Genomic DNA, 24,731 nt, shown 5'->3' on the forward strand with positions numbered 1-24,731 from the left:
TGCCTCGGTCACGTAGGGGTGCGTCGGGCACGTTGTTACCCGACAGTAGGGCGGACCGGAACCCGACCCAGGAGGCACCGACGATGACGTCGACCGCCAGCCGCCCCGCCGAGACCGACGACACCTGGCTGCCCGAGCCACCCGTCCTGCACTCCCCGTGGCACACGCCCGAGCGGGCCGCGCTGATGGAGCAGGCCCGCCGGTTCGCCATGGACGAGGTGCTGCCGGTCGCGAACGAGCTCGACCCGCAGAAGGGCGAGATCCCGCAGCACCTCCTCGAGCGGCTCGGTGAGCTGGGGTGGTTCGGCGTCACCGTCCCCGCGGCCGACGGTGGGCTGGGGCTCGGCGTCTTCGAGTACTGCATGGTCAGCGAGGAGCTGGCCCGGGCGTGGATGAGCGTGGCCAGCATCCTGGCCCGGTCCCAGGGCATGGGGACGGCGGTCGCCGACCCCGACCGCCGCCGCGAGTTGCTGCGGCGCAGTGCCGGGGGCTCCTGGATCGGCGCGGTGGCGCTGTCGGAGCCCGAGGCCGGGTCGGACCTGGCCAACGTGCAGACCCGCGCGGTGCGCGACGGCGACGAGTGGGTGGTCACCGGGCGCAAGCGCTGGTGCGGCAACGCCAAGGCCGCCGACTTCATCCAGGTGCTGGTCCGGGTGGCCGACCCGCAGCCGGGGGAGTCCCGCTCCCGCGGCCTGCGGAACCTGCTGCTGGTCAAGGAGCGCGGCTCGTTCCCGCCGGGGCTGTCCGGCTACGCCATCGACAAGGTCGGCTACCACGGCTTCCTGACCTGGGACCTCACCTTCGACGGGGTCCGCATCCCGGCCGCGGACCTGATCGTCGGCCCGGGCGAGGGCGGAGGGTCCGACAGCAGCGGCGACTCCGGCGCCGGCTTCCGCGAGGCGCAGGCCTTCCTGAACACCGCCCGCGTGCACACCGCCGCTCGCGCCGTCGGCCTGGCCCGGGCCGCGGTCGAGGACTGCGTGCTCTACCTGCAGGAGCGCGCCCAGTTCGGCCACCCGATCGGCGACTTCCAGGCGCTGCGCTTCACGCTGGCCGACATGGCCGCCCAGGTGGAACAGGCGCGGGCGTTCTATCGCCAGGTGGCGCACCTGCTCGACGAGGGAGTGCCGTGCGAGAAGGAGGCGGCGATGGTGAAGCTGCAGGCCACCGAGATGGCGGTGCGCGTCACCAACCAGGCCATGCAGCTGCACGGCGGCAACGGCTACACCACCGAGCGGCAGGTCGAACGGCACTGGCGGGACGCGCGGCTGACCACGATCTTCGAGGGCACCAGCGAGATCCAGAAGCGGATCATCAGCAACACCATGCTGCCGCGCAGCCCGCTGGGCTGACCGGCTGCGGCCGTGCGTGTCGGCGGCGGCGCGGTCGGGCAGGAGGGGTGCCGGGACCGGCGGCGTCGCAGACGCCTCCGCCCGGTGCCCCGACTCGCCCACCTCCTCAGCCACGGGAGGCCCGCACCGACCCGAGTCGCCCCGGTGGAGGAGATGCACGTGTCAGCGGACCCCGATCAGCGCCCGTCGGCAGGCTCGCCGACCGACCCGCCCGCCGGTGGGCAGGCGGGGACGGCGACCGACGCAGGTGTGCCCGCCGGGGTCCGGACCGCCGGGATGTGGTGCGTCTGGACGCTCGCGATCGGCGCCGTCGTCTACTTCGCGGTGCAGCTGGCCGTCGTGCTCGGCACCGTGGTGCTCACCTTCCTGGCCGGTCTGCTGCTGACCGCGCTCATGCGGCCGGTCGTCTCCTGGCTGGACCGGGGCGGGCTGCCCCGCCTGGCGGCCACCTGGCTGGTGATGGTGGTCTTCCTCGCCCTGCTGGGCGGGGTCGTCTTCTTCCTGCAGCAGCAGGTCGCCGGGCAGCTGGCCAGCCTGCGGCCCACCCTGGCCAGCGGGCTGGACCGGCTGCGCAGCAGTCTGGTCGAGACGGTCGGCCTGTCCCCGCAGCGGGTCAACTCGCTCATCGACGGGCTGATCAGCCAGGTGGCCCCCAGTGGGGCCGGGGCCGGCGCACCCGGGCCGGGGATGCTGGTGTCCGGCGCCACGACGGCCATCTCCGTCGCGGCCGCGCTGGTCCTCGCCCTGTTCACCGCCTTCTGGCTGGTCTACGACGGGGCCCGGATCTGGCGGTTGTGCCTCCGGCTCGTGCCGGCCGACCGGCGTGCGGCTGCCGACGCCGCCGGGAACGGCGCCTGGAAGACCCTGGGTGGCTACCTGCGGGGGACCACGGTCGTGGCGCTGATGGACGCCGTCGGCATCGGCCTGGCCCTGGTGCTCATCGGCGTGCCGCTGCCCTTCGCCCTGGCCGTGCTCACCTTCCTCGGTGCGTACGTCCCGGTCGTCGGCGCCTTCGTGGCGGGGCTGGCCGCCGTGCTGGTGGCCTACGCCTCGGGTGGGCTGACCGAGGCGCTGTGGGTGCTCGCTGCGGTGGTGGTGGTGCAGCAGGTCGAGGGCAACCTCCTGCAGCCGCTGATCATGCGGCGGACGGTGTTCCTCCACCCCCTGGGCATCGTCTACGCGCTCACGGTCGGCGGCCTGCTGTGGGGGATCGCCGGGGCGGTCGTCGCCGTACCGCTGACCGCCGTCCTCTACGCGATCGCCGTGGCCCTGGCCGGTCGGCACGGCGAGGAGGACGCCGACCCGCGGCCCCGTGGGCTCCGGCTCCGGTTCGGGCCCGGCGGCGCGTCCCGGCGCGAGGTGTCGGCTGCCGGGGGCCGGCCGGCGGGGGACGGCGCAGGCAGCGGAGGAGCTAGCCGCCGGGGTGGAGCGGCGGAGGCGCCGGGCGACTCCTGATGGTCACGGTCGTGCCCTCGGGGCTGGGGACGACGGTGATGTCGGCGAACGCGCTCATCAGCGTCGAGCCGCGCCCGCGGTCCATGCTCGGCACCCGTTCCCGCCACTGCCCGTGGTCGCGCACGGTGATCTCCACGCCGTCCACGGATGCCTCGACGGTCACGTCGACGACGGGCTCGGTGGGGTCCTGGGCGTGTTCGACCGCGTTGGTGGCCGCCTCGCAGGCGGCTAGCAGCAGGTCGTAGACCTGGTCCTCGTCCAGCCCGGCGTCGATCAGCACCCGGCGCAGGGCCCGCCGGAGCCCGGGGATCGCCCGGGGGGTGGCGGGGAACCGCCAGTGCTCGCGGAGCACCGGTGCGGCCGTCGGTGCCGGGGTGGTGGCCGGCGGCCGGCAGGCCGGCACCAGCGCGCGGACCTCGGCCGGTCCGGCCGGCACGACCGGCGTCGGGGGCAGCGGGAGGGCGGGGACGGGACCGGCGTCGGTGCGGGCGCGGGCGCGGGCGCCTGCACTGCGCTCGACCGCGACGCGCACCCGGGCGATCAGCTCAGCGGCCTGGAACGGCTTGGCGAGGTAGTCGTCGACCCCGGCCGTGAAGCCCTCGACCGCGGCCTCCTGCCCGGCCCGGGCGGTCAGCATGATCACCGGGATGCTGGAGGTGGCCGGGGCGGCCCGCAGCCGGCGGAGCAGCTCGAAGCCGTCGACGCGCGGCATCATCACGTCGGTGAGGACGACGTCGGGCTGCTGCTCGGCGACGGCCGCCAGCGCCTCCTCGCCGTTGGTGCAGGTGCGGACCCGCCAGATCGGCGCCAGCAGCCGGGTGAGGTAGGTGCGCATGTCGGCGTTGTCGTCGACGACCAGCACCGTGGCGGTGGCGCCTGCGGGGGTGGCGGGCAGCTGGTCGGGGGTCACGTCGGCGATCCAGGAGGCGGCGGTGCCGTGCGCGGCGGCCGAGGGAGCGACCGAGGACGCCGGGTCGGCGGGGGCGTCGGGGCTGCCGTAGGGGATCGTGACGGTGAAGGTGCTCCCGGCGCCGGGCTCGCTGTCCACCGTCACGGTGCCGCCGTGCAGGCCGACCAGTTCGCGGACCAGGGCCAGTCCGATGCCGGTCCCCTCCCGGTTGCGGGCCAGGGACCCCTGCACCCGGTGGAAGCGGTCGAACACCAGCGGCAGTTCGGCTGCGGGGATGCCGATCCCCGTGTCGGCGACGGTGAGCACCACCGCATCGGCCCCGCCCCGCAGCGTCAGCTCGATCCCGCCGACGAAGGTGTACTTGACCGCGTTGGAGAGCAGGTTGAGCACCACCTTCTCCCACATCCGCGGGTCGACGTGCACCCGGCGGTCCAACGGGGGGCAGTCGACTGTCAGGCTCAGTCCGGCCCGTTCGGCGGCGGCCCGCAGCACCCCGGCCAGCTCGGCGGTGAAGGCGGCGACGTCGGTCGGCACGCGCACCGCGCCGGCCCGGCCGGCCTCGATGCTGGCGAAGTCCATCAGGTCGTTGACCAGGCGCTGCAGTCGCTGCCCGTTGCGCAGGGCCAGGCCCAGCTGGTCGCGGGTGGCGCGGGGCAGCGGGCTGGTGGTGTCGGCCAGCACGTCGCTGATCGGCCCGAGCAGCAGGGTGAGCGGGGTGCGCAGCTCGTGGCTCACGTCGGAGAAGAACGCCGTCTTCGCCCGGTCGAGCTCGGCCAGCGACTCGGCTCGCCGCCGCTCGTCCTCGAACGCCCGGGCGTTGCCCAACGCGCTGGTGAACTGCCCGGCGACGAGGTCCAGGAAGGTGCGGTACTCGGCGTCCAGGGCGCGGTTCGGGCTGACCCCGGCGACCAGGACGCCGATCCGCTCCTCGTCCACGGCGCCGCCCAGCGGCAGCACGACGGCGTCGCCGACCGGGTCCTGCCAGAACCCGCCGACCAGCCCGAGCCCGGCGACCGGTCCGGGCAGCTCGGCGGCGTCGGCGACGGAGGCGGGCAGCAGCTCGGCCGAGCAGCCGACCGTGCCGGCCCGCCGGAGGCCGTCGCCCCCGTCGAGGTAGACCGCCGCGAACGGGACGTCGAGCGGATCGCTGCCCAGGGTGTGGCACAGGGCGGCGAGCACCGCCTGCTCGTCGCCCCGTTCGGCCTCGGTGCAGGAGAGCTCGTGCAGCAGCTGCTGACGCCGTTCGCCGAGCACCTCGTTGGTCACCTCGGTGCAGACGGCGTGCATCCCGGCGACCAGCCCGTCGTCGCCGAACGCCGGGGCGTGGGAGACGGTGAAGTAGGTCTCCTCGCGGTAGCCGGCGCGCTCGAGCAGCAGCGGCAGCCGGGGCAGCCAGGTGGCCTCCCGGGTGGTCATCGCGTGCTCGACCGGGCCCTGGAGGACGTCCCACCCCTCGGCCTGGGTGACCCGCAGGTCGCCACCGAGGGCCCCGGGGTGCTTGGCGCCGATCAGGGTGGCGTAGCCGTCGTTGTACAGCTGGGTGTACTGCGGGCCCCAGGTGAGGATCATGGGGAAGCGCGAGGCCAGGATGGTGCGGACGGCGTAGCGGAGGCTCGCCGGCCAGCCCTCGACCGGGCCCACCGGCGTGGCGGACCAGTCGAGCCCGGCCATCAGCCGGCCGGTCTCGCCGCCACCGGCGAAGATGTCGGCGGCACCGGGAGCACCCGACGCAGCCGAGGTCGCATCGGGGGCCACGCACACCTCCAGCCTGGACACCAGCACGCCTGCGGACCCGGACAGCCCGGGCAGGGCTGTGCTCGGCGGCGGTCACCAGCGACCCACCCGCGACGTGCAACCTACCTCCGGGGGTCTGCCCGGCCCCGGAGGCCAGCTGTGCCCCCAGGCCGCCGGGCGGGTTGGATGGGGGCAGAACCGCCGGGAGAGCCCTGGCGCCGACCCCGAGGAGACCCCCGTGGCAGAGCTGGCCCGCCCCGACGTCGAGCCCCCCACCGGGCCCGTCCCGTCCGACCTGGTGATCGAGGACCTGGTGGTCGGTGACGGCCCCGAGGCCACCGCCGGCAGCCTGGTGAGTGCGCACTACGTGGGCGTCACCCACGACGGCGGCGAGCAGTTCGACGCCTCCTGGGACCGCGGCGACCCGTTGGAGTTCCGCATCGGCGTCGGCATGGTCATCCAGGGCTGGGACGAGGGCATCGTCGGCATGAAGGTCGGAGGCCGCCGCCGGCTGACCATCCCGCCGCACAAGGCCTACGGCGAGCGTGGCGCCGGCGGCGTCATCAAGCCCGGCGCCACCCTGGTCTTCGTCGTCGACCTCGTCGGCGTCCGCTGACCCCAGCGGCAGGCCTCCTCCCGGCGACCCGCCGGGAGGAGGCGTCCCCTCAGGAGGCCTGCGGGCTGTAGAACTCGCGCGGGTCGGCGGCCAGTGCGGCCTTGACGCCCCGGCTCCAGTCGTCGACCAGCACCTCCCAGTCGCCGGCCTGGACGCCGTCGAGCGCAGCCCGGACGACGTCGGCCGGGTCGCTCATCGGGCCGGTGTAGCCGGCCATCATGTCGGTGTCGGCGGCTCCCAGCACGACCCCGGTGACCGAGGTGCCCTGCTTCGTGAGCTCGATCCTGACGCCGTTGGTCAGGCTCCACTCCGCGGCCTTGGCGGCGCTGTAGGCGTTGGCGCCGGCGGTGGAGAACCAGGAGAGCGCCGAGAGCACGTTGGCGATCGCGCCCCCGCCGTTGCGGGCGAGCACCGGAGCGAACGCCCGGATGACGCCCAGCGTGCCGAAGAAGTGCGTCTCCATCTCCAGCCGGACGTCGGCCAGGTCACCGGTGACGAGGTCGGCCCGGGTCGTGAGGCCTGCGTTGTTGACCAGCAGCGTGACGTCGCCGGCGGCTGCTGCGGCGGCGGCGATCGACTCCGGGTCGGTGACGTCCAGCCGCAGCACCTCCACACCGGGGACGTCGACGAGCTCGGGGCGGCGGGAGGTCGCGTAGACCTTCGTGGCCCCGCGCTCGAGCAGCTGCTGGGCGAAGTGGCGGCCGAGGCCGCGGTTGGCGCCGGTGACGAGGGCGACCGATCCGGTGATGTCCATGGTGTTCTCCTTGTGTCGGCGGGATCTGTGGGGGACGCTAAGACCTGACGTTGACGTCAGAGGCAAGGGTGATCTGGGCCACCGGGAGGACCTGTGCGGATCGGTGAGGTCGCTGCCGCGGCGGGCGTGAGCGTGCGGGCGTTGCGCTACTACGAGGAGCAGGGGCTGCTGGAGGCCGAGCGCAGCCCCAGCGGTCAGCGCCGGTACCCGGAGGGCGCGGTGGACCGGGTGCACTTCATCCAGCAGCTCTACGCCGCCGGGCTGACCAGCAAGGACGTGCTGGAGCTGCTGCCGTGCGTGCACACCCGGGTGGCCACGCCGGCGATGATGGACCGGCTGGTCGAGCAGCTCGACGGCATCGACCGGCAGATCGCCGAGCTCACCCGGGCCCGCGAGCGGCTTGCCGAGATCATCCGCATCGGTGCCGAGTACGTGCCGGCGGTCGAGGCCGCCTCCTGACGCGACGCCGATGAGTTCTCGGCGGGTCGGCAGTCCTCTCCTGCATGACCACCACATCCCAGCCCGTCGACGCCGCCTTCTCCTGCGTCATCGCCAAGGACGGCGCCTTCCCCACCTACCTGGAGCTCCCCGGTTCGGCAGAGGTGCTGGGCACCCGGCGGGCGGTGCGCGTCGCCGGGACGCTGGACGGCCACCCGTTCGCCGCCACCCTGATGCCCTCGGGTCGGGGGCCGCACTGGTTGCCGCTGAAGAAGGCGCTCTGCGCCCAGATCGGCAAGAGCGAGGCCGGCGCCCCGGTGCAGGTCCACCTGGCGGAGCGCGCCGGCTGAGCAGTCGGAATGCCGTGGCCAGGCCGGGGGTTTGGGGAGGCATGCAGGTCGAGGTGTGGTCCGACGTCGTGTGCCCGTGGTGCTACATCGGCAAGCGCAAGCTGGAGACCGCGCTCTCCCGCTTCCCGCACGCCGACCAGGTCGAGGTGGTCTGGCGCTCCTTCCAGCTCGACCCGAGCGTGCCCGAGGGGCATACCGAGCCGACGCTGCCGGCGCTGGCGGCCAAGTACGGCCGCAGCGTCGAGGAGATGGCCGGCCAGATGCGCCGGGTCGAGGAGGTCGCCGCCGCCGAGGGGCTGGACTACGACCTCGTCCATGGGGTCAGCGGCAACACGCTCCTCGCCCACCAGCTCCTCCACCTCGCCGCCGAGCGGGGCCTGGGCGGGGCGATGAAGGAACGGCTGCTGAACGCGCACTTCACCGAGCGCCGCTCGGTGTTCGACGTGGACGCGCTGGTGCCCCTCGCCGTCGAGGTGGGGCTGGACGAGGCCGAGGTGCGCGCCGCGCTGGCCGACCACCGGTACCTGCCCGCCGTCCACGCCGACATCGAGACCGCCCGGGCGCTCGGCGCGACCGGCGTCCCCTTCTTCGTCGTCGACCGCGCCTACGGCGCCTCCGGGGCGCAGCCGGCCGAGACGCTCCTGCAGCTGCTCGAGCGGGCCTGGGCCGACACCCACCCGCTCACCACCGTCCCCGCCGCCGAGGGCTGCACGGACGGCAGCTGCGCCGTCTAGGTCCCACTTGCTCTGCACGCTTTCCAGCCGCTTCGCACGCGTCGCAGCACGTGCAGAGTGGGGGAAGCGCGTGCAGAGCGCCGCTCAGCCGAGCAGGCGGGGAGCGCGTTCCAGGGCCTTGCGGGCACCGCCAGCGAGCCGGCGGACGACGTCGGTCGCCGACTCCTCAGTGGTGACCAGCCCGACCGACTCCCCGGCGTAGACCGGGGCGTGGTCCAGGTCGCCCTCCTCCCGGGCCCGCCGGACCAGGTCGGCCGCCGCGGTGTCGCCGCGCAGCTCGGTCTCCCGGCCGTGCCAGAGCTGGGTGAACTCGTTGGCCAGTGCCCGCCCGGGCCAGCGAGCCGGCCAGGGCAGACCCTGGGCGACGTCGAAGGCGCTGGTCAGCACGGTGGAGTCGCCCCCGGCGGCCCGGACGCGCGCCCGGGCGGCCGGGGTGTTGGCCGCCTCGGTGCAGGACAGGAACGGGGTGCCGATCCAGGCCCCGGCGGCGCCGGCGATGAGGACGGCGGCCAGGCCGGCTCCGGTGGCCACCCCGCCGGCGGCGAGCACCGGCCGGTCGGTCGCGGCCAGCACCTCCTGCAGCAGCGGCAGGGTGGCCCGCTGCCCGGTGTGCCCGCCGGCCTCGGTGCCCTGCGCCACGATCACGTCGGCCCCGGCGTCCAGGGCGCGGTCCAGGTCGGCGCGTGAGTTCACCGCGGTGGCCACCGCGATCCCGGCGTCGTGCAGCGGCCCGACGAAGGGCGCCGGGTCGCCGAAGGAGACCGAGACCAGCGCCGGCTCGGTGGCGATCGCCGCGGTCAGCAGCTCGGGGCGCCGCTCCAGGGCCCAGGCCATCAGGCCGACGCCGAAGGAGACGTCGGCTTCCGCGGGAAGCCGCGCCTGCTCGGCGACCCACTCCACCGGGGTGTCCGAGCCGACGCCGATCATGCCGAGCCCGCCGCCGAGGGAGACGGCCCGGGCGAGTTCGCCGCCGGCCACCCCGGCCATCGGAGCACCGAAGACCGGGACGTCGAGGTCGAACCAGCGGGTCAGCGGGGTCTTGATCACCGGCCCATCGTCGTCCCTCGGCTCGGGGAGTGCAGCGGGCGGTCAGCGGCGGGTGACGTCGGCGGTGAAGGCCTGCAGCCGCTTGTGCAGCCCCACGACCTGCTCCTCGACCGCGAGGGCCTGCAGCTCCTCGTCCAGGTGCAGGGCCGACGGCGGGACGGCGGTCACCCGGCTCGCGCAGTCCAGGTCGGCGCAGATGTAGGTGCCCACGGTGTTGCCGTTGCGCCCGGCCGCGCCGACCCGCCGGGCGGTGAACAACGAGACGTCGGCGGCCGACTGCACCGAGTGGCACAGCAGGCACATCGCCGAGCGGCGGCTGGACATCTTCGTGTCCGCGGCGCGCAGGGCGGCACCGACCGGTTCGCCGTCCCGTTCGTGCACCAGGTAGCCGCGCAGCTCGGCCTTCGCGTCCCGCCACCCGAGCACGTCCAGCGACGCCCAGTCCAGCTCGGCGAGGTCGCGGGGTGGCGTGAGGGCGGCGGCCTCGCTCCGGGAGCAGTTGACCATCGAGCGGCGGATGGCCGCCTCGGTCAGGGCGTGCACGGGAGACCTCCAGGGGCGTCGGGACGGGACGGCCGCAGAGGTTACGTACCGCGCCCGTCCCGTCGCACCCGGATTTCCCGGCGCCTGCGATCCACCAAAATGGCCATTTTGGTGGAGCACGGCGTCAGGTGGTGGCTGGGCCGCCGTGCTCGGTGCCCGCCAGCGTGCGGAGCAGCTCGTGGGCGCGCTCGGCGCGCTGCGAGTCCTGCTCCATCACCTCGCGGAAGAACGAGGCGACGTCGTCCAGGCCGGCGTTCTCGGCATCCCGGACGTACTGGCCGTAGTCGTGCCCTGCCTTCAGGGAGTGGTACTGGACGGAGATCAGGTCGAACGTGACGTCGGCGAAGCCGGTCTCACCGGTGGCCATGGGTCCTCCTCAGGAGTGCGCATGGGGCCGTTGCTGAGCCTCGGGATCTGACCTCGTCGCGCTACCCCGCCCACGGGCGGGTGACACCCGGGTCGGACCGTTCCGTCTCAGGTCTGGTCGTTGGTCGGCGCCTCGCCCACCGCGCCGGCGAAGCCGCCGGTCACGTCACCGCCGCCGGCCTCGTCGGCCTCGGTGCGGGACGAGGCGAGCTCGTCCTCGCCGGTCGAGACCTGGTCGTCCTCGGTGGAGGCGAGGTCCTCGCCCTCGCCGAGGGCGCCGGGGTCGGCCTGCAGCGTGCGCGGGTCGTTGAGGGGGTCGGGGACGTCGGGATCGGTGACGGTCATGGTCCGACCGTGCCCCGGTGGTGCGCCGTCCGAACGTGCGTAACTGGACAGTTAAGTAAGCCACCTGTTACACATCTGGTCGTGGAGGCACTCGCGGCCCTGGCCGACCCGACCCGGCGGCAGATCGTCGCCCTGCTCGCCGCCGGGGAGCAGGGCGCAGGTGAGCTGGCCGGGCAGTTCCCGGTCAGCCGCCCGGCGATCAGCCGGCACCTGCGGGTGCTCCGCGAGGCCGGACTGGTGCAGGTCCGGGCCGAGGGGCAGCGCCGGGTGTACGCGCTGGACCCGCGGCCGCTGTCGGAGCTCGACGCCTGGCTGGCCCCCTACCGGCGGCTGTGGGCGCAGCGGCTGGACGCGCTGGACACCGAGATCGCCCGCGGACGGCGGGCCCGAACGCAGGAGGACGGTCGATGACGACACCGGACGAGCGGCTGGGGCAGGTCACCGAGCTGCCCGAGGGCGTGCGGCTGCAGTTCCGCCGCAGCTGGCCGGACCCGATCGACGACGTCTGGGCGGCGCTCACCGAGCCCGACCGGATGGCCCGCTGGATCGGCACGTACGAGGGAGAGCGCCGGGCCGGCGGCTCGGGCACCTTCACGATGACGCACGAGGAGGCGCCGATCGGCGAGCCGATGCGGATCGTGGAGTGCGCGGCGCCGCACCGGCTGGTGGTCGACTGGGACACCGAGGAGGGCTGGCGGGTCGAACTGGACCTGACCGCCCGGGACGGCGAGACGGTGCTGCTGTTCACCCAGCTCTTCGCCCCGGGCACCGAGGTCACCGACTACGTGCTCGGCTGGCACTGGTACCTGGACAAGTTCGACGCCGAGGTGGGCGACCGGCCGGCGCCCGGCGACTGGGACGGCTTCCTCGCCGCCACCGGGCCCGCCTACGGGCGCTCGCCGCAGGCCTGAGCTGACCGGCCGACCGTGGAGCCGGGGTGCGCCGCGGCTCCACGGTCGAGCAGGTGGCTCAGCCCCTGGGGGGCGGCCCTGGCCCGGAGGGGTCAGCCTCGAGGCGTCGAGGCCGGCTCGTGGACCCGGACCGGGTCCGGGCCGGTCCACGGGCCCAACCGACCCAGCAGGCGGTCGCGGGAGGCCAGCCGCGGGCCGGCCTGCACCGGGTAGGCGTCGTAGGAGCTGGTCAGCGCCCGGGCGGCGTGCAGGGCGAAGTTCGCGTCGTCCTGCGCCTCCCGGGCGACGGCGACCAGGTCGGCCTGGCCGGTGGCGACGACGGCGTCGGCCTGCTGCGGGTCGACGACCAGGCCCACGGCCATGGTCGGGATGCCGACCTGCTCCTTGATCGCGGCGGCGAAGGGCACCTGGTAGCCGTAGCCGATCGGGTGCTCCCAGCCGGTGCCGATGCCCCCGCCGGAGACGTCGACCGCGTCGACCCCGAGGGCCTTGAGCTCCCGGCAGAAGGCGATCGTGTCGGCCAGCGTCGTCCCCTCGCGGGTCGCGTCGACGGCGGAGACCCGGACCATCAGCGGCAGGTCGGCCGGCCAGACGGCGCGCACGGCCTCGACCACCTCGAGCGGGAACCGCATCCGGTTCTCCAGCGACCCGCCGTAGGCGTCGGTGCGGGTGTTGGTCAGCGGGGAGAGGAACTCGTTGAGCAGGTAGCCGTGCGCGGTGTGCACCTCGGCCACCTGGAACCCGGCGGTCAGCGCCCGGCGGGCGGCGGCGACGAAGGCGTCGCGCACACCGGACAGCTCCTCGGTGGTGAGCGCACGGGGGGCCGGCCAGCCCTCGCCCATCGGCACGCCGCTGGGGGAGACCGGCGTCCACGGGACGTCGCCGGGGCGGGCGTTGTCCGCGGTCACCGGGCCGTCGCCGTCCCACGGGCGCAGGGTGCTGCCCTTGCCGCCGGCGTGCGCCAGCTGGATGGCCGCGACGCTGCCGTGCTCGCGCAGGAAGGCGGCCACCCGGGCGAGGCCGGGCACCTGCTCGTCGTTCCACAGGCCGACGTCCCCGGGGCTGATCCGGCCGTCGGCCGTCACCCCGGTCGCCTCCACCATCACCAGGCCGAAGCCGCCGAGGGCGAAGCGGCCCAGGTGCACCAGGTGGTAGTCGCCGACCACCCCGTCGGAGACGCAGTACTGGCACATCGGAGCCACCGCGAGGCGGTTGGGGAGGGTGACCCCGCGCAGGGTCAGGGGCTGCAGGAGCTGAGGGGTGCTCACGACCGCCGACAACCCGAGAGGGGCTCGATGGCATCCCGGGGGGAGGTACGTCACACTTCAGGTAGACGTTCTAGACGTACGCCTGGCAGGCGGTAGCCTGGCCCGATCCCCCGGCCCCAGCGTCGCGGCCGGGGGGCCGACACAGCGCCAGCGCCGGTGCGACACCCACGCCGGCGGCACCCGAAGGAGGAGACGCCGTGACTTCCGTGGCCATCCCAGGTCTCGAGAACGCCCCCACCACGCACGCCCGACTCCTCGCCTGGGTGCAGGAGATGGCCGAGCTGGCCCAGCCCGACCAGGTGGTGTGGGTCGACGGCTCCGACGAGGAGTGGGAGCGGCTCACCACCCGGCTCGTGGACGCCGGCACGTTCACCCGGTTGGCGAAGAAGCCCAACTCCTTCCACTGCGCCTCCGACCCCAGCGACGTCGCCCGGGTCGAGGACCGCACCTTCATCTGCTCGGTCGACGAGGCCGACGCCGGTCCCACCAACAACTGGATGGAACCGGCCGAGATGAAGGCCGTCATGACCGAGCTGTACCGGGGGTGCATGCGCGGCCGGACGATGTACGTCATCCCGTTCTGCATGGGCCCGGTCGAGGCCGAGAACCCCATGTTCGGCGTCGAGCTCACCGACTCCGAGTACGTCGTGGTCTCGATGCGGGTCATGGCCCGGATCGGCGGCCGGGTGCTCGAGGCGATGGGGTCCGACCGGCCGTTCGTGCCGGCGATGCACTCCCTCGGCGCCCCGCTGGAGGCCGGCCAGAACGACGTCCCCTGGCCGTGCAGCGACACCAAGTACATCGTGCACTTCCCCGAGGAGCGGGCCATCTGGTCCTACGGCTCCGGCTACGGCGGCAACGCCCTGCTGGGCAAGAAGTGCTACTCGCTGCGCATCGCCTCGGTCATGGCCCGGGACGAGGGCTGGCTCGCCGAGCACATGCTGATCCTCAAGCTCACCAGCCCGCGCCAGAAGACGTACTACGTCGCCGCGGCCTTCCCGTCGGCCTGCGGCAAGACGAACCTGGCGATGCTCGAGCCGACCATCCCCGGCTGGAAGGTCGAGACCCTCGGCGACGACATCGCCTGGATGCGCTTCGGCGAGGACGGCCGGCTCTACGCCCTCAACCCCGAGTACGGCCTCTTCGGCGTCGCCCCGGGCACCGGCTGGGACACCAACCCCAACGCCATGCGCACCATCGACCAGGGCAACTCGGTGTTCACCAACGTCGCGCTGACCGACGACGGCGACATCTGGTGGGAGGGGATGACCGACGACGCCCCCGCCCACCTGACCGACTGGAAGGGCCGGGACTGGACGCCGGACTCCGACGAGCCCTCCAGCCACCCGAACAGCCGCTTCTGCACCCCGATCACCCAGTGCCCGATCCTGGCCCCGGAGTACGAGGACCCGAAGGGCGTGCCGATCTCGGCGATCCTCTTCGGCGGACGCCGCAAGACCACGATCCCGCTGGTCAGCGAGGCCCGGGACTGGAACCACGGCGTGTTCATGGGCGCGACGCTCTCCTCGGAGACCACCGCGGCGGCCACCGGTGCCGTCGGCGTCGTCCGCCGCGACCCCTTCGCCATGCTGCCGTTCATCGGCTACAACGCCGGTGACTACTTCCAGCACTGGGTCGACACCGGCAAGCAGCACGACGCCAGCAAGCTGCCCCGGATCTTCTACGTGAACTGGTTCCGCCGGGACGACGACGGCGGCTTCCTGTGGCCCGGGTTCGGGGAGAACAGCCGCGTGCTCAAGTGGGTCGTCGAGCGCCTCGAGGGCACGGCGGCCGCCGAGGAGACCCCGGTCGGGCACGTGCCGACGCCGGACTCCCTCGACGTCTCGGGTCTGGGGATGACGCGCGAGCAGGTCGAGCAGGCGCTGCGCGTGGACAAGCAGGAGTGGCAGGCCGAGGTCCCGCAGATCACCGAGTGGTTCGAGAAGTTCGGCGAGAAGCTGCCCAGCACCATGTGGGACGAGCTGGAGATCCTCAAGAGCCGCCTGGCCTAGCGGCACGCCCCTCCGGGGGCCCATGGACCGGGTCGGCCGTCGCGGTGGCCGACCCTCGGACGAGGTCCCGCTCACCGACAGCGTCGTCGGGGGGCGGGACCTCGTCGCGTCCGGGATCCCGTCCGGCGACGCTCCCGTGCCCGTCCCGCGGGTGGCGATGCCGCCGGGTTAGCGTGGCGGGGGCGTGCCCATCCCCGTGACGGAGGCCAGTCCGCTCGTGCCCAACCCCTACCTGCACGTGCTGCGGACCCCGCATGCCCTGCCGATGGTGCTGGCCGCGTTCATCGGCCGGCTGCCGCTGTCGATGATCGGTCTGGGCAGTGTGCTGCTCGTCCAGTCCGAGACGGGCTCCTACGGCCTGGGCGGTGCGGTGGCCGCGGTCGGCGCGATCGCCACCGCGATCGCCGGGCCGGTGATCGGCCGGCTGGCCGACACCCACGCCCAGCGGCGGGTGCTGTTGGGCGTGCTGGCGATCTTCGTCGTCTCGGGGGTGGCCTTCCTCTGGTCGGTGCGCGGCGGCTGGCCGCTGTGGACGGTGTTCCTCTCCGCCGCCGCCGCCGGGGCGAGCATCCCGCCGGTCTCCTCGATGATCCGGGTGCGCTGGACCCACCTGCTCCGCGGCACCCCGCGGCTGCCGACCGCCCTGGCGATGGAGTCGGTGGTCGACGAGTTCGTGTTCATCGTCGGGCCGGTGCTGGTCACCTTCCTGTCCACCACCGGGCACACCACCTCCGGGGTCGTCACCGCGTTCACGCTGGCCGCCGTCGGCAGCCTGCTGTTCGCCGCGCAGGGGCACACCGAGCCGCCCCCGGCCGCGCACGGGCACCGGCGCGGGGCGTCGGCGATCCGGGTGCGGGGGCTGCGGGTGCTGTTCGTGGTGGGGGCCGCGGTCGGCGCCATCCTCGGTGCCCTGGAGATCGGCCTGGTCGCCTTCGCCGACGAGGTCGGTCAACGCTCGCTGTCCGGTCTGCTCATCGCCGGCCTGGCCGCCGGCTCGATGTTCGCCGGCATCGGCTGGGGCGTCGTGCACTGGAAGGTGCGGCTGCGGCACCGGTTGGTCGCCGCCCTCGTCGTCCTCACCGTGCTGACCGTGCCGCTGGTGCTGGTCACCAGCTACTGGCTGATGCTGCCGCTCGTGGTGGTCGCCGGCATCGCCGTCTCACCGTCGTTGATCAGTGCCTTCACCCTGGCCGAGGTGCTGGTGCCCCGCTCCGCGGTCACCGAGGCGTTCACCTGGATCGGCACCGCCCTCGCCCTCGGGGTGGCGATCGGGGCGTCGGCCGCCGGGAAGATCGTGGACACGGTCGGCGCGAACGCCAGCTTCCTGGTCGCCACGGTGGCGGCGGGACTGGCGGCGGTGGTGGTCGCCCTGTGGCAGCGGACCCTGCACGTGCCGGCCGAGCACGCCGCCTCCCCGGCGTTGGCGCACTGAAGGAGAACCCTTATCCGGGGCCTGGGGTCGGACCCGGGAGCAGGCCGGGACGACGTGCGGCTGGGATGCTCGGCCGGTGACCGCACCCCGCCCCGCCGCCGGTGGCGGGCGATCGCTCGGGGTCGCCCCGGAGCGGCTGGACCGCTGGCTGGACGGCGTCGTCCGGCGGCACGGCGCGTTCACCGACGTCCGGGCCGACGAGGCGGGCGTGGTCACGGTGACCTGCCAGGACACCACCACGGTGCGGCTGACCGCCCCCTACGGCTGGACGCCGGGCCCCGCGCCGCTGACCGCCTTCAGCGCCGCGGCCAAGGTGCCGCGGCGCACCGCCGTCCTGCTGGTCCGGCGCGGCCGCTGGGCGGTCGGGGTGTTCGACGGCGCGGAACTCGTCGTCTCCAAGGTCGACTCCCGCCAGGTGCAGGGCCGCACCGCCGCCGGCGGGTGGTCGCAGCAGCGGTTCGCCCGGCGGCGCGGGCACCAGACCGACGCCGTCGTCAGCCATGCCGCGGACACCGCCGCCCGGGTGCTGCTGCCGCACGCCGGCACGCTCGCCGGCCTGGCCCCGGGCGGGGACAAGGGCCTGGCCGCGGAGGTGCTCACCGACCCGCGACTCCGCCGGCTGGCCGACCTCCCGCGCCTGCCTGCACTGGAGGTCGGCGAGCCGACCAAGGCCGTGCTGCTGGAGACCCCGGCCCAGTTCCGGGCCGTCAGGGTGCACATCGTGGAGCCCACCGACCGCACCTGAGGGGCCGAAGTCGCGATTCCGGCCCCTCAGCAGGTGTGGTGGGTCTCCTGGAGCCGGTACACCGGGGTCGGGATGCCCACCTGCCGGGCCTTGAGCTGCAGTGCCAGGTAGAGCGAGTAGTGCCGGGACTGGTGCAGGTTGCCGCCGTGGAACCACAGCGCCTCCTGCTGGGTGGGCTTCCACATGTTGCGCTGCTCGCCCTCCCACGGCCCGGGGTCCTTGGCGGTGTCCGAGCCCAGGCCCCACACCTTGCCCACCCGGTCGGCGACCTCCTGGCTGATCAGGTCGGCGGCCCAGCCGTTCATCGACCCGTACCCGGTGGCGTAGACGACCAGGTCGGCCGGGAGCTCGGTGCCGTCGGCCAGCACGACCGAGTCCTCGGTCAGGTGGTCGACCTGGCCCCGGACCAGCCGGACGTCGCCGTTCGCGACGAGGTCGGCGGCGCCCACGTCGATGTAGTAGCCGGAGCCGCGGCGCAGGTACTTCATGAACAGGCCCGACCCGTCCTCGCCCCAGTCGTGGTCGAACCCGGCCGCCTCGAGCCGCTGGTAGAAGTCGGCGTCCCGCTCCCGCATCTGGTCGTACAGCGGGATCTGGAACTCGTGCATGATCCGGTAGGGCAGCGAGGCGAACGTCAGGTCCGCCTTCTCCGTCGTCATGCCGCCGGCCACGGCCTCCTCGGAGTACAGCGCGCCCAACCCGATCTCCATCAGCGAGTCCGACCGGACGATGTGGGTCGAGGAGCGCTGGACCATCGTGACGTCGGCGCCGTTCTCCCAGAGCGCCCCGCAGATGTCGAAGGCCGAGTTGTTCGAGCCGATGACGACGCAGCGCCTGCCCCGGTAGGCGTCCGGCCCGGGGTGGGCCGAGGAGTGGTGCTGGTCGCCGCGGAAGACGTCCTGTCCGGGCAGCACCGGGACGTTGGGCTTCCCCGACATCCCGGTGGCCAGCACCAGCTGCTGCGGGCGCAGCACCACCGGCACGCCGTCCCGCTCGACGGTGACCGTCCACTCGGCGGTCTTCTCGTCGTAGGCGGCGCTGATCGCCCGGGTGTTCGCCCAGTAGTCCAGCTCCATCACCCGGGTGTAGGACTCCAGCCAGTCGGCGATCTTGTCCTTGGGGGCGAAGACCGGCCAGTTGTCCGGGAACGGGATGTAGGGCAGGTGGTCGTACCAGACCGGGTCGTGCAGGCACAGCGACTTGTAGCGGCTGCGCCACTGGTCACCCGGGCGCGGGTGCTTGTCGATCACGATCGTCGGGACGTCGAGCTGGCGGAGCCGGGCCCCGAGGGCGATGCCGCCCTGCCCGCCGCCCACGACCAGCACGACGGGCTGGGTCTCGTACCCGAGCTCGCGGGCCTCCCGCTCGCGGCGGTCCCGCCAGGTCTCCCGGTCCCGGTGGACACCGTGCTCGGCGCCCATCGGCCGCCGGGCCCGGACCGGCTCCTCGTGCCCGGTCAGCTCGAACAGCGTGGTCAGCAGGGTCCAGGCCCTGCCGTCCTGCAGCCGCAGGTGCCCGCGGCCGCGGCCGACCGCCGTCTCGAAGGCGATCCACGCCTCGTCGACGCCGTCGGCGCCGGTGGCCGGTTCGCTGGCCCGGAAGCCCTGCGGGTCGGTGCGGTCGAGCGTGGCCTGGAGCAGGTCCCGGACGCCGTCCTGCCCCTCGACCGTGGTGATGTTCCAGCTGAAGGCGACCAGGTCGCGCCAGAAGCAGGTGGGGGCGAAGAGCTCGGCCACCCGGTCGACGTCCCGGGCGGTCAGGGCCGACTGGAACTCCTCCAGCCAGGCCCCGACCCGGCTGCCCGGGTCGTCGGCGTCGGTGGTCGTGGTGTCGGTCGGGTCCAGGGTCTGGGTCACCGCGCGGCTCCTGCGTCGTCGGAGGAGTGGCCGCCGCGACCGGCGTCCGGGTGCAGCTGACCACCCCCGCGAGGCCCGACGAGAGAGCGGCGCCGGACCCGGCCCGGCGACCGTCGAGCGCCGCCACCCGCCGTATGACTCACGTCACACGGGGTGACTCCGGAGGGGCCAAAGTCGCGACTTCGGCCCCATCAGTTCAGGGCTGCAGGACCAGCCGGATGGGGTTGCCCTCCTTGCTCGACAGCCGCTCGACCGCGGTCGCCGCCTCGCTGAGCGGCAGGGTGTCGCTGACCGAGCGGGCGAAGTCGATCCGGTGGTGCCGCACCAGCTGCACCAGTTCGACGACGTGCTCGGGCATCGACCCGTAGTGGCCCAGCACCTTCTGCCCGAAGTAGCTGAACGCCGTGCCGTCCTTGATCGTCACTGGCTGCCTGGTCAGTCCGACCAGCACGAGCGCGCCACCGACGCCGAGCGCGCGCACCGCCTGCTCGCGAACCGCGGCGACGCCGGCGAAGTCGAAGGCGAACGCCAGTCCGGCGCCGCCGGTGGCCGCGCGCACCTGGTCGACCAGGTCGTCCTCGGCCGGGTCCAGCGCCAGGTCCGCACCGAACTGCAGCGCGCGTTCCCGGGCGGCCGGCACCGGGTCGACGGCGATGATCGGCGCCGCACCGGCCAGCCGGAGCAGCTGCACACCGTGCGCCCCCAGCCCGCCGATGCCCCAGACGCCGACCGGCTGGGCCGGCCGGACCCCGGCCGTGGCGGTGATCGCCGCCCACGGGGTGGAGACCGCGTCCGGCACGATGCAGGCCTGCTCCAGCGGCAGGTCGTCGGGGACGGCGACCAGCGTGTCGGCCCGGGCGACGGCGTACTGCGCCCATCCGCCGTCGTAGTCGACGCCGCGGGTGTGCACCACGCCGTGCCGCTCCTCCCCGGCCTGCAGCAGCACCCGTTGGTCGTCGGCCCAGCCGGTCACGCCGGCGCCCAGCGCCGCGACGGTGCCGGCCACCTCGTGGCCCAGGGTCACCGTGTCCCCGGGGAGGAACAGCGGGGTCAGCTCGCCCTCGATCAGGTGCACGTCGGACAGGCAGACGCCGGCGGCACGTACCCGGACCAGCACCTCACCGGGGCCCGGGGTCGGCACGGGCACCTCGGTGACGGCGAAGTCGCGGGTCCGGACGTTCAGCCGTCCGGCGAGCATGGAGTCAGGGATCGTCTCGGGCACCACCCCACCCTGCCCTCGGCCGTGCAGGCGCGCCGTCCGGGGGTAGGGGAGCGTGGTGTCTCCTTCCTCACGCGCGGCGGACGGCCGCCTCGACAGCCGCCCCGACCAGCCGACCGGCACCGCCCCCGGTCCGGGGGTCACCCGGCTCGACCTCGGGCCCGGCGCGGAGGCGCTGCTCGCCGTCCCGCCCGGCGATCCGCGGCCGCGCCCCCTGCTGGTGTTCTTCCACGGTGCCGGGGGGACGGCGGAGCAGTCGCTGGCCGCCGTCGCCGAGCTGGTCACCGCCCGGGACGTGCTGGTGCTCGCCCCGACCTCGACCGGCACCACGTGGGACCTGATCGACGGCGGCCTGGGCCGGGACGTCGCCGTCCTGGACGCGGCGCTCGCGCAGGTCTTCGCCGGCTGCCCGGTCAGCCAGGTGGCGATGTCGGGCTTCTCCGACGGTGGTTCCTACGCGCTGTCGCTGGGGGTGGCCAACGGCGACCTGGCCGCCGCCGTGCTGGCGTTCTCCCCGGGCTTCGTCTCCTCGCCGGGCCGGTACGGCCGGGCGAGGTTCTGGCTGAGCCACGGCACCGAGGACCCGGTGCTGCCGGTGGACCGGTGCGGACGGCGGGTGTCGGCCGAGCTGCTCGCCGACGGCTACGACGTGACCTACGAGGAGTTCGCCGGTGGCCACGTGCTCACCCCGGAGCTGGTGAGCGCCGGGTTGGACTGGTGGCTCGGCGCCCCGGCCGGCTGACCGGCCGGGGCGGCGACTCAGTCGCGCGGCGTGTCGGCGGTGGAGAGATCGACCTCTTCGTGCCGCAGCTGCTCGGTGACCGACGACTGCTCGGTCTCCCACGTCGTGGTGAGCCGTACCCGCTCGGCCGGCACCCGCTCCAGGGACACCCGCGGCTCCTCGGCGTACAGGGTGACCCAGCCGGTGCTCCGGGAGGGCTGCCGCTCGCCCGTCGCCGCCTGGCCCGGCTCGCGGTCGCCGTGTGCCAGCGGCAAGTGCTCGATCCGGGCGCGCTGCCGGGTGATCGTCACCGGCACCAGCACCTCCTCGCTGACCTCCTCGATACGGATCACGGCCCGGGTCCAGGGCTCGACCACGGTCGTGACGTCCAGCTGCTCCTCGGCGAGGGTCATCGTGCCGTCGCCGCCCCGGGCAGGGACGTCCTCGCCGCGCCGGGCGAGACTCCCGTCGCCGCCCCGGGCCGGCGTGGTCGACGACCCGCGGTAGTGCTCGAGCAGCGCCGTCTCCTCCTCCGGGCTCAGGTGGTCCGGCCGGGTCGCCCGGGGCGCGGAGTGGACGGCGGCGGAGTCGACCGCCAGCTGCATCCGGTCCTCCGCGAGCTGGGACCCGGTGACCGGGGCGATGAGCGGGACCTCGTCGTCGTCCGGGGCGGCGTGCGTCCCCGGGGTGAGGCCCACCCAGGTGGGCTGCTCGGTCACGTCGTCCAGGTAGACCGCGGTGACCGTGCCCAGCGGCTTCCCGTCGCGGTCGTGGGCGATCGCACCGATGACAGAGGGGGGAGTCGGGTCGCTGGCCATGACTGGTGGGTGATCCAGATGCCGGTGGTCTACACATCGTCCGGCGGGTCGTGCCGGAAGTCGGTTGAGCCGAGCACGGTCCGCGCGTAGCGTCCTCCGATCGTGTCCGCGCCGTCCGCCCCGGCCCACCCCACCGCCGCCGATCCCGTCCTCGCCGCCGAACGCGACCACCTGGCCCACGCCGCCGGGTGCCTGACCTCCATGCGTGCCGCCGCCGTCGCGGTCGCCGATGCCGGCGTCGACGCCTGGGCCTCCGAGCGACTCGGCGCCGCCCGCGCCGAGCGACTGCTCGCGCTCGCCGCCGACCCGGGCGTCCCGGCCTTCTTCGGCCGCACCGACGCTGCCGGTGGCACCGACCCGGAGACCTTCCACATCGGCCGCCGCCACGTGCGCGACGCGGCCGGCGACCCGGTCGTCATCGACTGGCGGGCTCCGATGAGCCGGCCGTTCTACCAGGCCAGCGCCGCCGAACCGCAGGGCCTGCTGCGCCGTCGCCGGTTCGGCTTCGCCGACGGCGAGCTGACCAGCTACGAGGACGAACTGCTCGCCGACGGCCAGGACGACGGCGGGACCGGTGAGCTCCTCCGGCAGGAGATCGAGCGCCCGCGCAGCGGCCCGATGCGCGACATCGTGGCCACCATCCAGCCCGACCAGGACGACATCGTCCGGGCGCCGCTGACCGAGTCGATCTGCGTGCAGGGCGCCCCGGGCACCGGGAAGACGGCGGTCGGGCTGCACCGGGCGGCCTACCTGCTCTACACGCACGGGGACCAGCTGGCCCGCACCGGTGTGCTGGTGGTCGGGCCGAACCGGGCGTTCCTGCGGTACATCGAGCAGGTGCTGCCGGCGCTGGGCGAGGTGGAGGTCGACCAGGCGACGGTCGCGAGCCTCACCGCCCGGGTGACCGTGCGCGCCCAGGACGAGCCGGCGGTCGCCGTCCTCAAGGGCGATCCGCGGATGGCCGAAGTGCTGCGCCGGGCGCTGTGGGGCGGCATCCGCAAGCCGACGGACTCGGTGCAGGTGACGCTGTCCGGGCGGAAGTACCGGATCGGTGAGGACCGGCTCAAGCGCTTCGTCGACGACCTGCGCCGGGCCGGGACCTCCGGGGTCGACGACCAGCAGCTGGTGCACTACGCCGCCGGCCGGGAGCGGCTGGCGATGGGGCTGGCCGAGTACGCCCGGCGGCTGAAGGAGGCCGGTGGGGGCAGCCCGACCGACGCGGAGACCCGGCGGACCGCCCGCAGCGCCGAGGTGCGGGCCTTCTGCGACGCCGTCTGGCCGGCGGTGGACGCCGCCGGTCTCGTGCACGACCTGTTCACCGACCCCGAGCGGCTGGCCCGGGCAGCCCGGGGCGTGCTGACCGAGGAGGAGCAGGCGCTGATGCACTGGCCGAAGCCGCCGCGGTCGGTGCGCGCCGCGCGGTGGACCGCCGCGGACGCGGTGCTGGTCGACGAGGTGGCCGGGATGCTGGAGCGCACCCCGGGCTACGGGCACGTGGTGGTGGACGAGGCGCAGGACCTCTCCCCGATGGAGTGCCGCGCCGTCGCCCGCCGGCTGGGCGCGGGTTCGCTGACCGTGCTGGGCGACCTGGCCCAGGCCACCAGCCCGTGGTCGGTGGCGGACTGGTCGCAGACACTGACGGCGCTCGGCCGGCCGGCCACGACCGTGCGGCCGCTCACCCGGGGCTACCGGGTGCCGGGCGAGGTGCTGGACTTCGCCAACCGGCTGCTGCCGGCGATCGCCCCCGGGCTGGCCGCAGCCACCGCGGCCCGCCGGGAGCCGGGGGCGCTGCAGCTGCGGCCGGTGGGCACGCTGGCCGGGCCGCTGGCCGAGGTGGTCGGCGAGCTGGCGGCCAGAGCCGGGTCGACCGGGGTGGTCTGCGCCGACGCGTCGGTCGCCGAGGTGGTCGGGGTGCTCACCGCGGCCGGGCTGGACGTGACGCCGCTGGCCGACGACGGTTCGGCGCCGGCCCGGGTGTCCGTCGTCCCGGCCGGGCTGGTGAAGGGGCTGGAGTTCGACCACGTCGTGGTGGTGGAGCCGGCCGCGATCGTCGCCGCGGAGCCGCGCGGGCTGCACCGGCTCTACGTCGTCCTCACCCGGGCGGTGAGCAGCCTGGTCGTGCTCCACCACGCCGACCTGCCCGACCTGCTGGTCGAGGAGATCACCGCCGTCCCATCCTGCTGAGCGGCGTCCCTAGGCTCCCGGGCATGCCCGACTCCCTGCGCCGCGCGCTGCGCGTCCCCGCCGCCCCGATCGAGCTGCGCGAGATCGACCCGCGGTCGACGCCACTGGCGCCCGGCGACAAGGAGCGCACCCGGGAGGCGACGCGGCTGGACGCCACCCACCTGGCCGAGCTGCAGCAGCGGCTCTACGCGGAGGGCAGCGGCGGCAGCCGACGGCGGGTCCTGCTGGTGTTGCAGGGCATGGACACCAGCGGCAAGGGCGGCGTGGTGAAGCACGTCGTCGGCGCGATGGAGCCGCACGGGGTGGCGGTGGCGAGCTTCGGCGCGCCGACGCCGGAGGAGCTGCGGCACTCCTTCCTCTGGCGGGTGCGCCGGGCGCTGCCCGGGCCGGGCAAGGTCGGTGTCTTCGACCGTTCGCACTACGAGGACGTGCTGATCGGCCGGGTGCGCGAGCTGGCGACCCCGGAGGTGATCGAGCGGCGTTACCGGGAGATCGTGCGGTTCGAGCGCCAGCTCGTCGCCGACGACGTCACGGTGGTCAAGGTGCTGCTGCACCTGTCGCCGTGGGAGCAGAAGCAGCGCCTGCTGGCCCGCCTCGACGACTCGAGCAAGCGCTGGAAGTTCGACCCCGCGGACATCGACGAGCGGGCCCTGTGGCCGCAGTACCAGCAGGCGTACGCCACCGCCCTGGAGCGCACCGACACCGACACCGCACCGTGGTACGTCGTCCCGGCCGACCGGAAGTGGTACCGCAACTGGGCGGTCGGCCGGCTGCTGCTGGAGACGCTGACCGAGCTGCAGCCCCGGCTGCCGGAGCCGGAATGGGACGTCGACGAGCAGCGCGACCGGCTGATCGAGGAGCACCCGGTCGCCCACTGAGTGCTGGTGGAGCACGGGGTGCCCGGGTAGCTTGGGCGGCCCG

Annotated in this window: 24 protein-coding genes; 14 read left to right on the forward strand and 10 right to left on the reverse strand. The window is 74.3% G+C overall.

Annotated elements, in window-relative coordinates:
• The first annotated feature begins 83 nt into the window (after window positions 1–83).
• Entirely contained in the window at window positions 84–1,352 is a 1,269-nt protein-coding gene (locus tag O2W15_RS07090; protein ID WP_269178895.1) for an acyl-CoA dehydrogenase family protein, read from the forward strand.
• 159 nt (window positions 1,353–1,511) lie between these two features.
• A complete protein-coding gene (locus tag O2W15_RS07095) occupies window positions 1,512–2,807 on the forward strand; it encodes an AI-2E family transporter (RefSeq protein ID WP_269178896.1) in 1,296 nt (431 codons plus the stop codon).
• Here O2W15_RS07095 and O2W15_RS07100 read toward each other — a convergent pair.
• Window positions 2,764–5,493 carry an ATP-binding protein gene (locus O2W15_RS07100; protein WP_269178897.1) on the reverse strand — a complete coding sequence of 910 codons (2,730 nt, stop codon included), beginning with the start codon at window positions 5,491–5,493 and terminating at the stop codon, window positions 2,764–2,766. The two genes, O2W15_RS07095 and O2W15_RS07100, sit on opposite strands and share 44 nt — an antisense overlap.
• Window positions 5,494–5,689: 196 nt before the next feature.
• On the opposite strand from O2W15_RS07100, the gene O2W15_RS07105 reads away from it, so the two are divergent.
• Window positions 5,690–6,067, forward strand: a complete 378-nt coding sequence (locus O2W15_RS07105) for an FKBP-type peptidyl-prolyl cis-trans isomerase (protein WP_269178898.1) — start codon at window positions 5,690–5,692, stop codon at window positions 6,065–6,067.
• Window positions 6,068–6,116: 49 nt separating this feature from the next.
• On the opposite strand, the gene O2W15_RS07110 is transcribed toward O2W15_RS07105, so the two are convergent.
• Window positions 6,117–6,821 (reverse strand): SDR family oxidoreductase, encoded by a 705-nt coding sequence (locus O2W15_RS07110; RefSeq protein ID WP_269178899.1) that lies wholly within the window; start codon window positions 6,819–6,821, stop codon window positions 6,117–6,119.
• A 93-nt stretch (window positions 6,822–6,914) separates the two neighbouring features.
• Here O2W15_RS07110 and O2W15_RS07115 point away from each other — a divergent pair, with 93 nt between their 5' ends.
• Genes O2W15_RS07115 through O2W15_RS07125 form a run of 3 tightly spaced genes read left to right on the forward strand, consistent with a single transcriptional unit; the run spans window position 6,915 to window position 8,343 of the window.
• On the forward strand, window positions 6,915–7,280 hold the full coding sequence (locus tag O2W15_RS07115) for a MerR family transcriptional regulator (protein WP_269178900.1): 366 nt from the start codon (window positions 6,915–6,917) through the stop codon (window positions 7,278–7,280).
• A gap of 44 nt (window positions 7,281–7,324) precedes the next feature.
• Window positions 7,325–7,609 carry a DUF1905 domain-containing protein gene (locus O2W15_RS07120; protein WP_269162621.1) on the forward strand — a complete coding sequence of 95 codons (285 nt, stop codon included), beginning with the start codon at window positions 7,325–7,327 and terminating at the stop codon, window positions 7,607–7,609.
• A 41-nt stretch (window positions 7,610–7,650) separates the two neighbouring features.
• Window positions 7,651–8,343: a DsbA family oxidoreductase gene (locus O2W15_RS07125; RefSeq protein ID WP_269178901.1), complete on the forward strand. Its 693-nt coding sequence runs from the start codon at window positions 7,651–7,653 to the stop codon at window positions 8,341–8,343.
• Window positions 8,344–8,427: 84 nt separating this feature from the next.
• On the opposite strand, the gene O2W15_RS07130 is transcribed toward O2W15_RS07125, so the two are convergent.
• The 4 genes from O2W15_RS07130 to O2W15_RS07145 all read right to left on the reverse strand — a co-directional run bounded on the left by O2W15_RS07130 (window position 8,428) and on the right by O2W15_RS07145 (window position 10,644).
• Window positions 8,428–9,390: an NAD(P)H-dependent flavin oxidoreductase gene (locus O2W15_RS07130; protein WP_269178902.1), complete on the reverse strand. Its 963-nt coding sequence runs from the start codon at window positions 9,388–9,390 to the stop codon at window positions 8,428–8,430.
• A 42-nt stretch (window positions 9,391–9,432) separates the two neighbouring features.
• Entirely contained in the window at window positions 9,433–9,933 is a 501-nt protein-coding gene (locus O2W15_RS07135) for an FBP domain-containing protein (RefSeq protein ID WP_269178903.1), read from the reverse strand.
• Window positions 9,934–10,057: 124 nt separating this feature from the next.
• On the reverse strand, window positions 10,058–10,300 hold the full coding sequence (locus O2W15_RS07140; protein WP_269178904.1) for an acyl carrier protein: 243 nt from the start codon (window positions 10,298–10,300) through the stop codon (window positions 10,058–10,060).
• 107 nt (window positions 10,301–10,407) lie between these two features.
• Window positions 10,408–10,644 carry a hypothetical protein gene (locus tag O2W15_RS07145; RefSeq protein WP_269162626.1) on the reverse strand — a complete coding sequence of 79 codons (237 nt, stop codon included), beginning with the start codon at window positions 10,642–10,644 and terminating at the stop codon, window positions 10,408–10,410.
• Window positions 10,645–10,725: 81 nt separating this feature from the next.
• Here O2W15_RS07145 and O2W15_RS07150 point away from each other — a divergent pair, with 81 nt between their 5' ends.
• Together O2W15_RS07150 and O2W15_RS07155 are read left to right on the forward strand one after the other, a co-directional pair.
• Window positions 10,726–11,055: an ArsR/SmtB family transcription factor gene (locus O2W15_RS07150; RefSeq protein WP_036335844.1), complete on the forward strand. Its 330-nt coding sequence runs from the start codon at window positions 10,726–10,728 to the stop codon at window positions 11,053–11,055.
• Window positions 11,052–11,555 (forward strand): SRPBCC domain-containing protein, encoded by a 504-nt coding sequence (locus O2W15_RS07155; protein WP_269178905.1) that lies wholly within the window; start codon window positions 11,052–11,054, stop codon window positions 11,553–11,555. Before O2W15_RS07150 ends, O2W15_RS07155 begins: the two co-directional genes overlap by 4 nt.
• Before the next feature lie 92 nt (window positions 11,556–11,647).
• Here O2W15_RS07155 and O2W15_RS07160 read toward each other — a convergent pair whose 3' ends face one another.
• On the reverse strand, window positions 11,648–12,823 hold the full coding sequence (locus O2W15_RS07160; RefSeq protein ID WP_269178906.1) for an NADH:flavin oxidoreductase/NADH oxidase: 1,176 nt from the start codon (window positions 12,821–12,823) through the stop codon (window positions 11,648–11,650).
• 206 nt (window positions 12,824–13,029) lie between these two features.
• On the opposite strand from O2W15_RS07160, the gene O2W15_RS07165 reads away from it, so the two are divergent.
• From O2W15_RS07165 to O2W15_RS07175, 3 genes are all read left to right on the forward strand, one after another.
• Entirely contained in the window at window positions 13,030–14,835 is a 1,806-nt protein-coding gene (locus tag O2W15_RS07165; protein ID WP_269162629.1) for a phosphoenolpyruvate carboxykinase (GTP), read from the forward strand.
• Between the two features lie 184 nt (window positions 14,836–15,019).
• On the forward strand, window positions 15,020–16,267 hold the full coding sequence (locus tag O2W15_RS07170) for an MFS transporter (RefSeq protein WP_269162630.1): 1,248 nt from the start codon (window positions 15,020–15,022) through the stop codon (window positions 16,265–16,267).
• Between the two features lie 76 nt (window positions 16,268–16,343).
• Window positions 16,344–17,012 carry an acVLRF1 family peptidyl-tRNA hydrolase gene (locus O2W15_RS07175; RefSeq protein ID WP_269178907.1) on the forward strand — a complete coding sequence of 223 codons (669 nt, stop codon included), beginning with the start codon at window positions 16,344–16,346 and terminating at the stop codon, window positions 17,010–17,012.
• Between the two features lie 26 nt (window positions 17,013–17,038).
• Here O2W15_RS07175 and O2W15_RS07180 read toward each other — a convergent pair whose 3' ends face one another.
• Window positions 17,039–18,868, reverse strand: a complete 1,830-nt coding sequence (locus O2W15_RS07180) for an NAD(P)/FAD-dependent oxidoreductase (protein WP_269178908.1) — start codon at window positions 18,866–18,868, stop codon at window positions 17,039–17,041.
• Window positions 18,869–19,064: 196 nt separating this feature from the next.
• Window positions 19,065–20,090, reverse strand: coding sequence for a zinc-binding dehydrogenase (locus O2W15_RS07185; protein ID WP_269178909.1), 1,026 nt, complete (start codon window positions 20,088–20,090; stop codon window positions 19,065–19,067).
• Window positions 20,091–20,145: 55 nt separating this feature from the next.
• On the opposite strand from O2W15_RS07185, the gene O2W15_RS07190 reads away from it, so the two are divergent.
• Window positions 20,146–20,829 carry an alpha/beta hydrolase gene (locus O2W15_RS07190; RefSeq protein ID WP_269162634.1) on the forward strand — a complete coding sequence of 228 codons (684 nt, stop codon included), beginning with the start codon at window positions 20,146–20,148 and terminating at the stop codon, window positions 20,827–20,829.
• Between the two features lie 17 nt (window positions 20,830–20,846).
• On the opposite strand, the gene O2W15_RS07195 is transcribed toward O2W15_RS07190, so the two are convergent.
• Window positions 20,847–21,626: a YsnF/AvaK domain-containing protein gene (locus tag O2W15_RS07195; protein WP_269178910.1), complete on the reverse strand. Its 780-nt coding sequence runs from the start codon at window positions 21,624–21,626 to the stop codon at window positions 20,847–20,849.
• Window positions 21,627–21,728: 102 nt separating this feature from the next.
• Between O2W15_RS07195 and O2W15_RS07200 the strand changes: the two genes are divergently transcribed.
• A complete protein-coding gene (locus tag O2W15_RS07200) occupies window positions 21,729–23,810 on the forward strand; it encodes a HelD family protein (protein WP_269178911.1) in 2,082 nt (693 codons plus the stop codon).
• Window positions 23,811–23,833: 23 nt separating this feature from the next.
• Entirely contained in the window at window positions 23,834–24,688 is an 855-nt protein-coding gene (locus O2W15_RS07205) for a PPK2 family polyphosphate kinase (RefSeq protein WP_269178912.1), read from the forward strand.
• Window positions 24,689–24,731: the final 43 nt, after the last annotated feature.

It is taken from the genome of Modestobacter sp. VKM Ac-2979 (assembly GCF_026967995.1).
GTDB lineage: Bacteria > Actinomycetota > Actinomycetes > Mycobacteriales > Geodermatophilaceae > Modestobacter.

Excerpts from the sequence above, each read along its gene's own strand:
- O2W15_RS07090 (WP_269178895.1), top strand. The coding sequence starts at position 84 with ATGACGTCGACCGCCAGCCGCCCCGCCGAGACCGACGACACCTGGCTG.
- O2W15_RS07110 (WP_269178899.1), bottom strand. The coding sequence starts at position 6,821 with ATGGACATCACCGGATCGGTCGCCCTCGTCACCGGCGCCAACCGCGGC.
- O2W15_RS07120 (WP_269162621.1), top strand. The coding sequence starts at position 7,325 with ATGACCACCACATCCCAGCCCGTCGACGCCGCCTTCTCCTGCGTCATC.
- O2W15_RS07125 (WP_269178901.1), top strand. The coding sequence starts at position 7,651 with ATGCAGGTCGAGGTGTGGTCCGACGTCGTGTGCCCGTGGTGCTACATC.
- O2W15_RS07140 (WP_269178904.1), bottom strand. The coding sequence starts at position 10,300 with ATGGCCACCGGTGAGACCGGCTTCGCCGACGTCACGTTCGACCTGATC.
- O2W15_RS07145 (WP_269162626.1), bottom strand. The coding sequence starts at position 10,644 with ATGACCGTCACCGATCCCGACGTCCCCGACCCCCTCAACGACCCGCGC.
- O2W15_RS07155 (WP_269178905.1), top strand. The coding sequence starts at position 11,052 with ATGACGACACCGGACGAGCGGCTGGGGCAGGTCACCGAGCTGCCCGAG.
- O2W15_RS07195 (WP_269178910.1), bottom strand. The coding sequence starts at position 21,626 with ATGGCCAGCGACCCGACTCCCCCCTCTGTCATCGGTGCGATCGCCCAC.
- O2W15_RS07205 (WP_269178912.1), top strand. The coding sequence starts at position 23,834 with ATGCCCGACTCCCTGCGCCGCGCGCTGCGCGTCCCCGCCGCCCCGATC.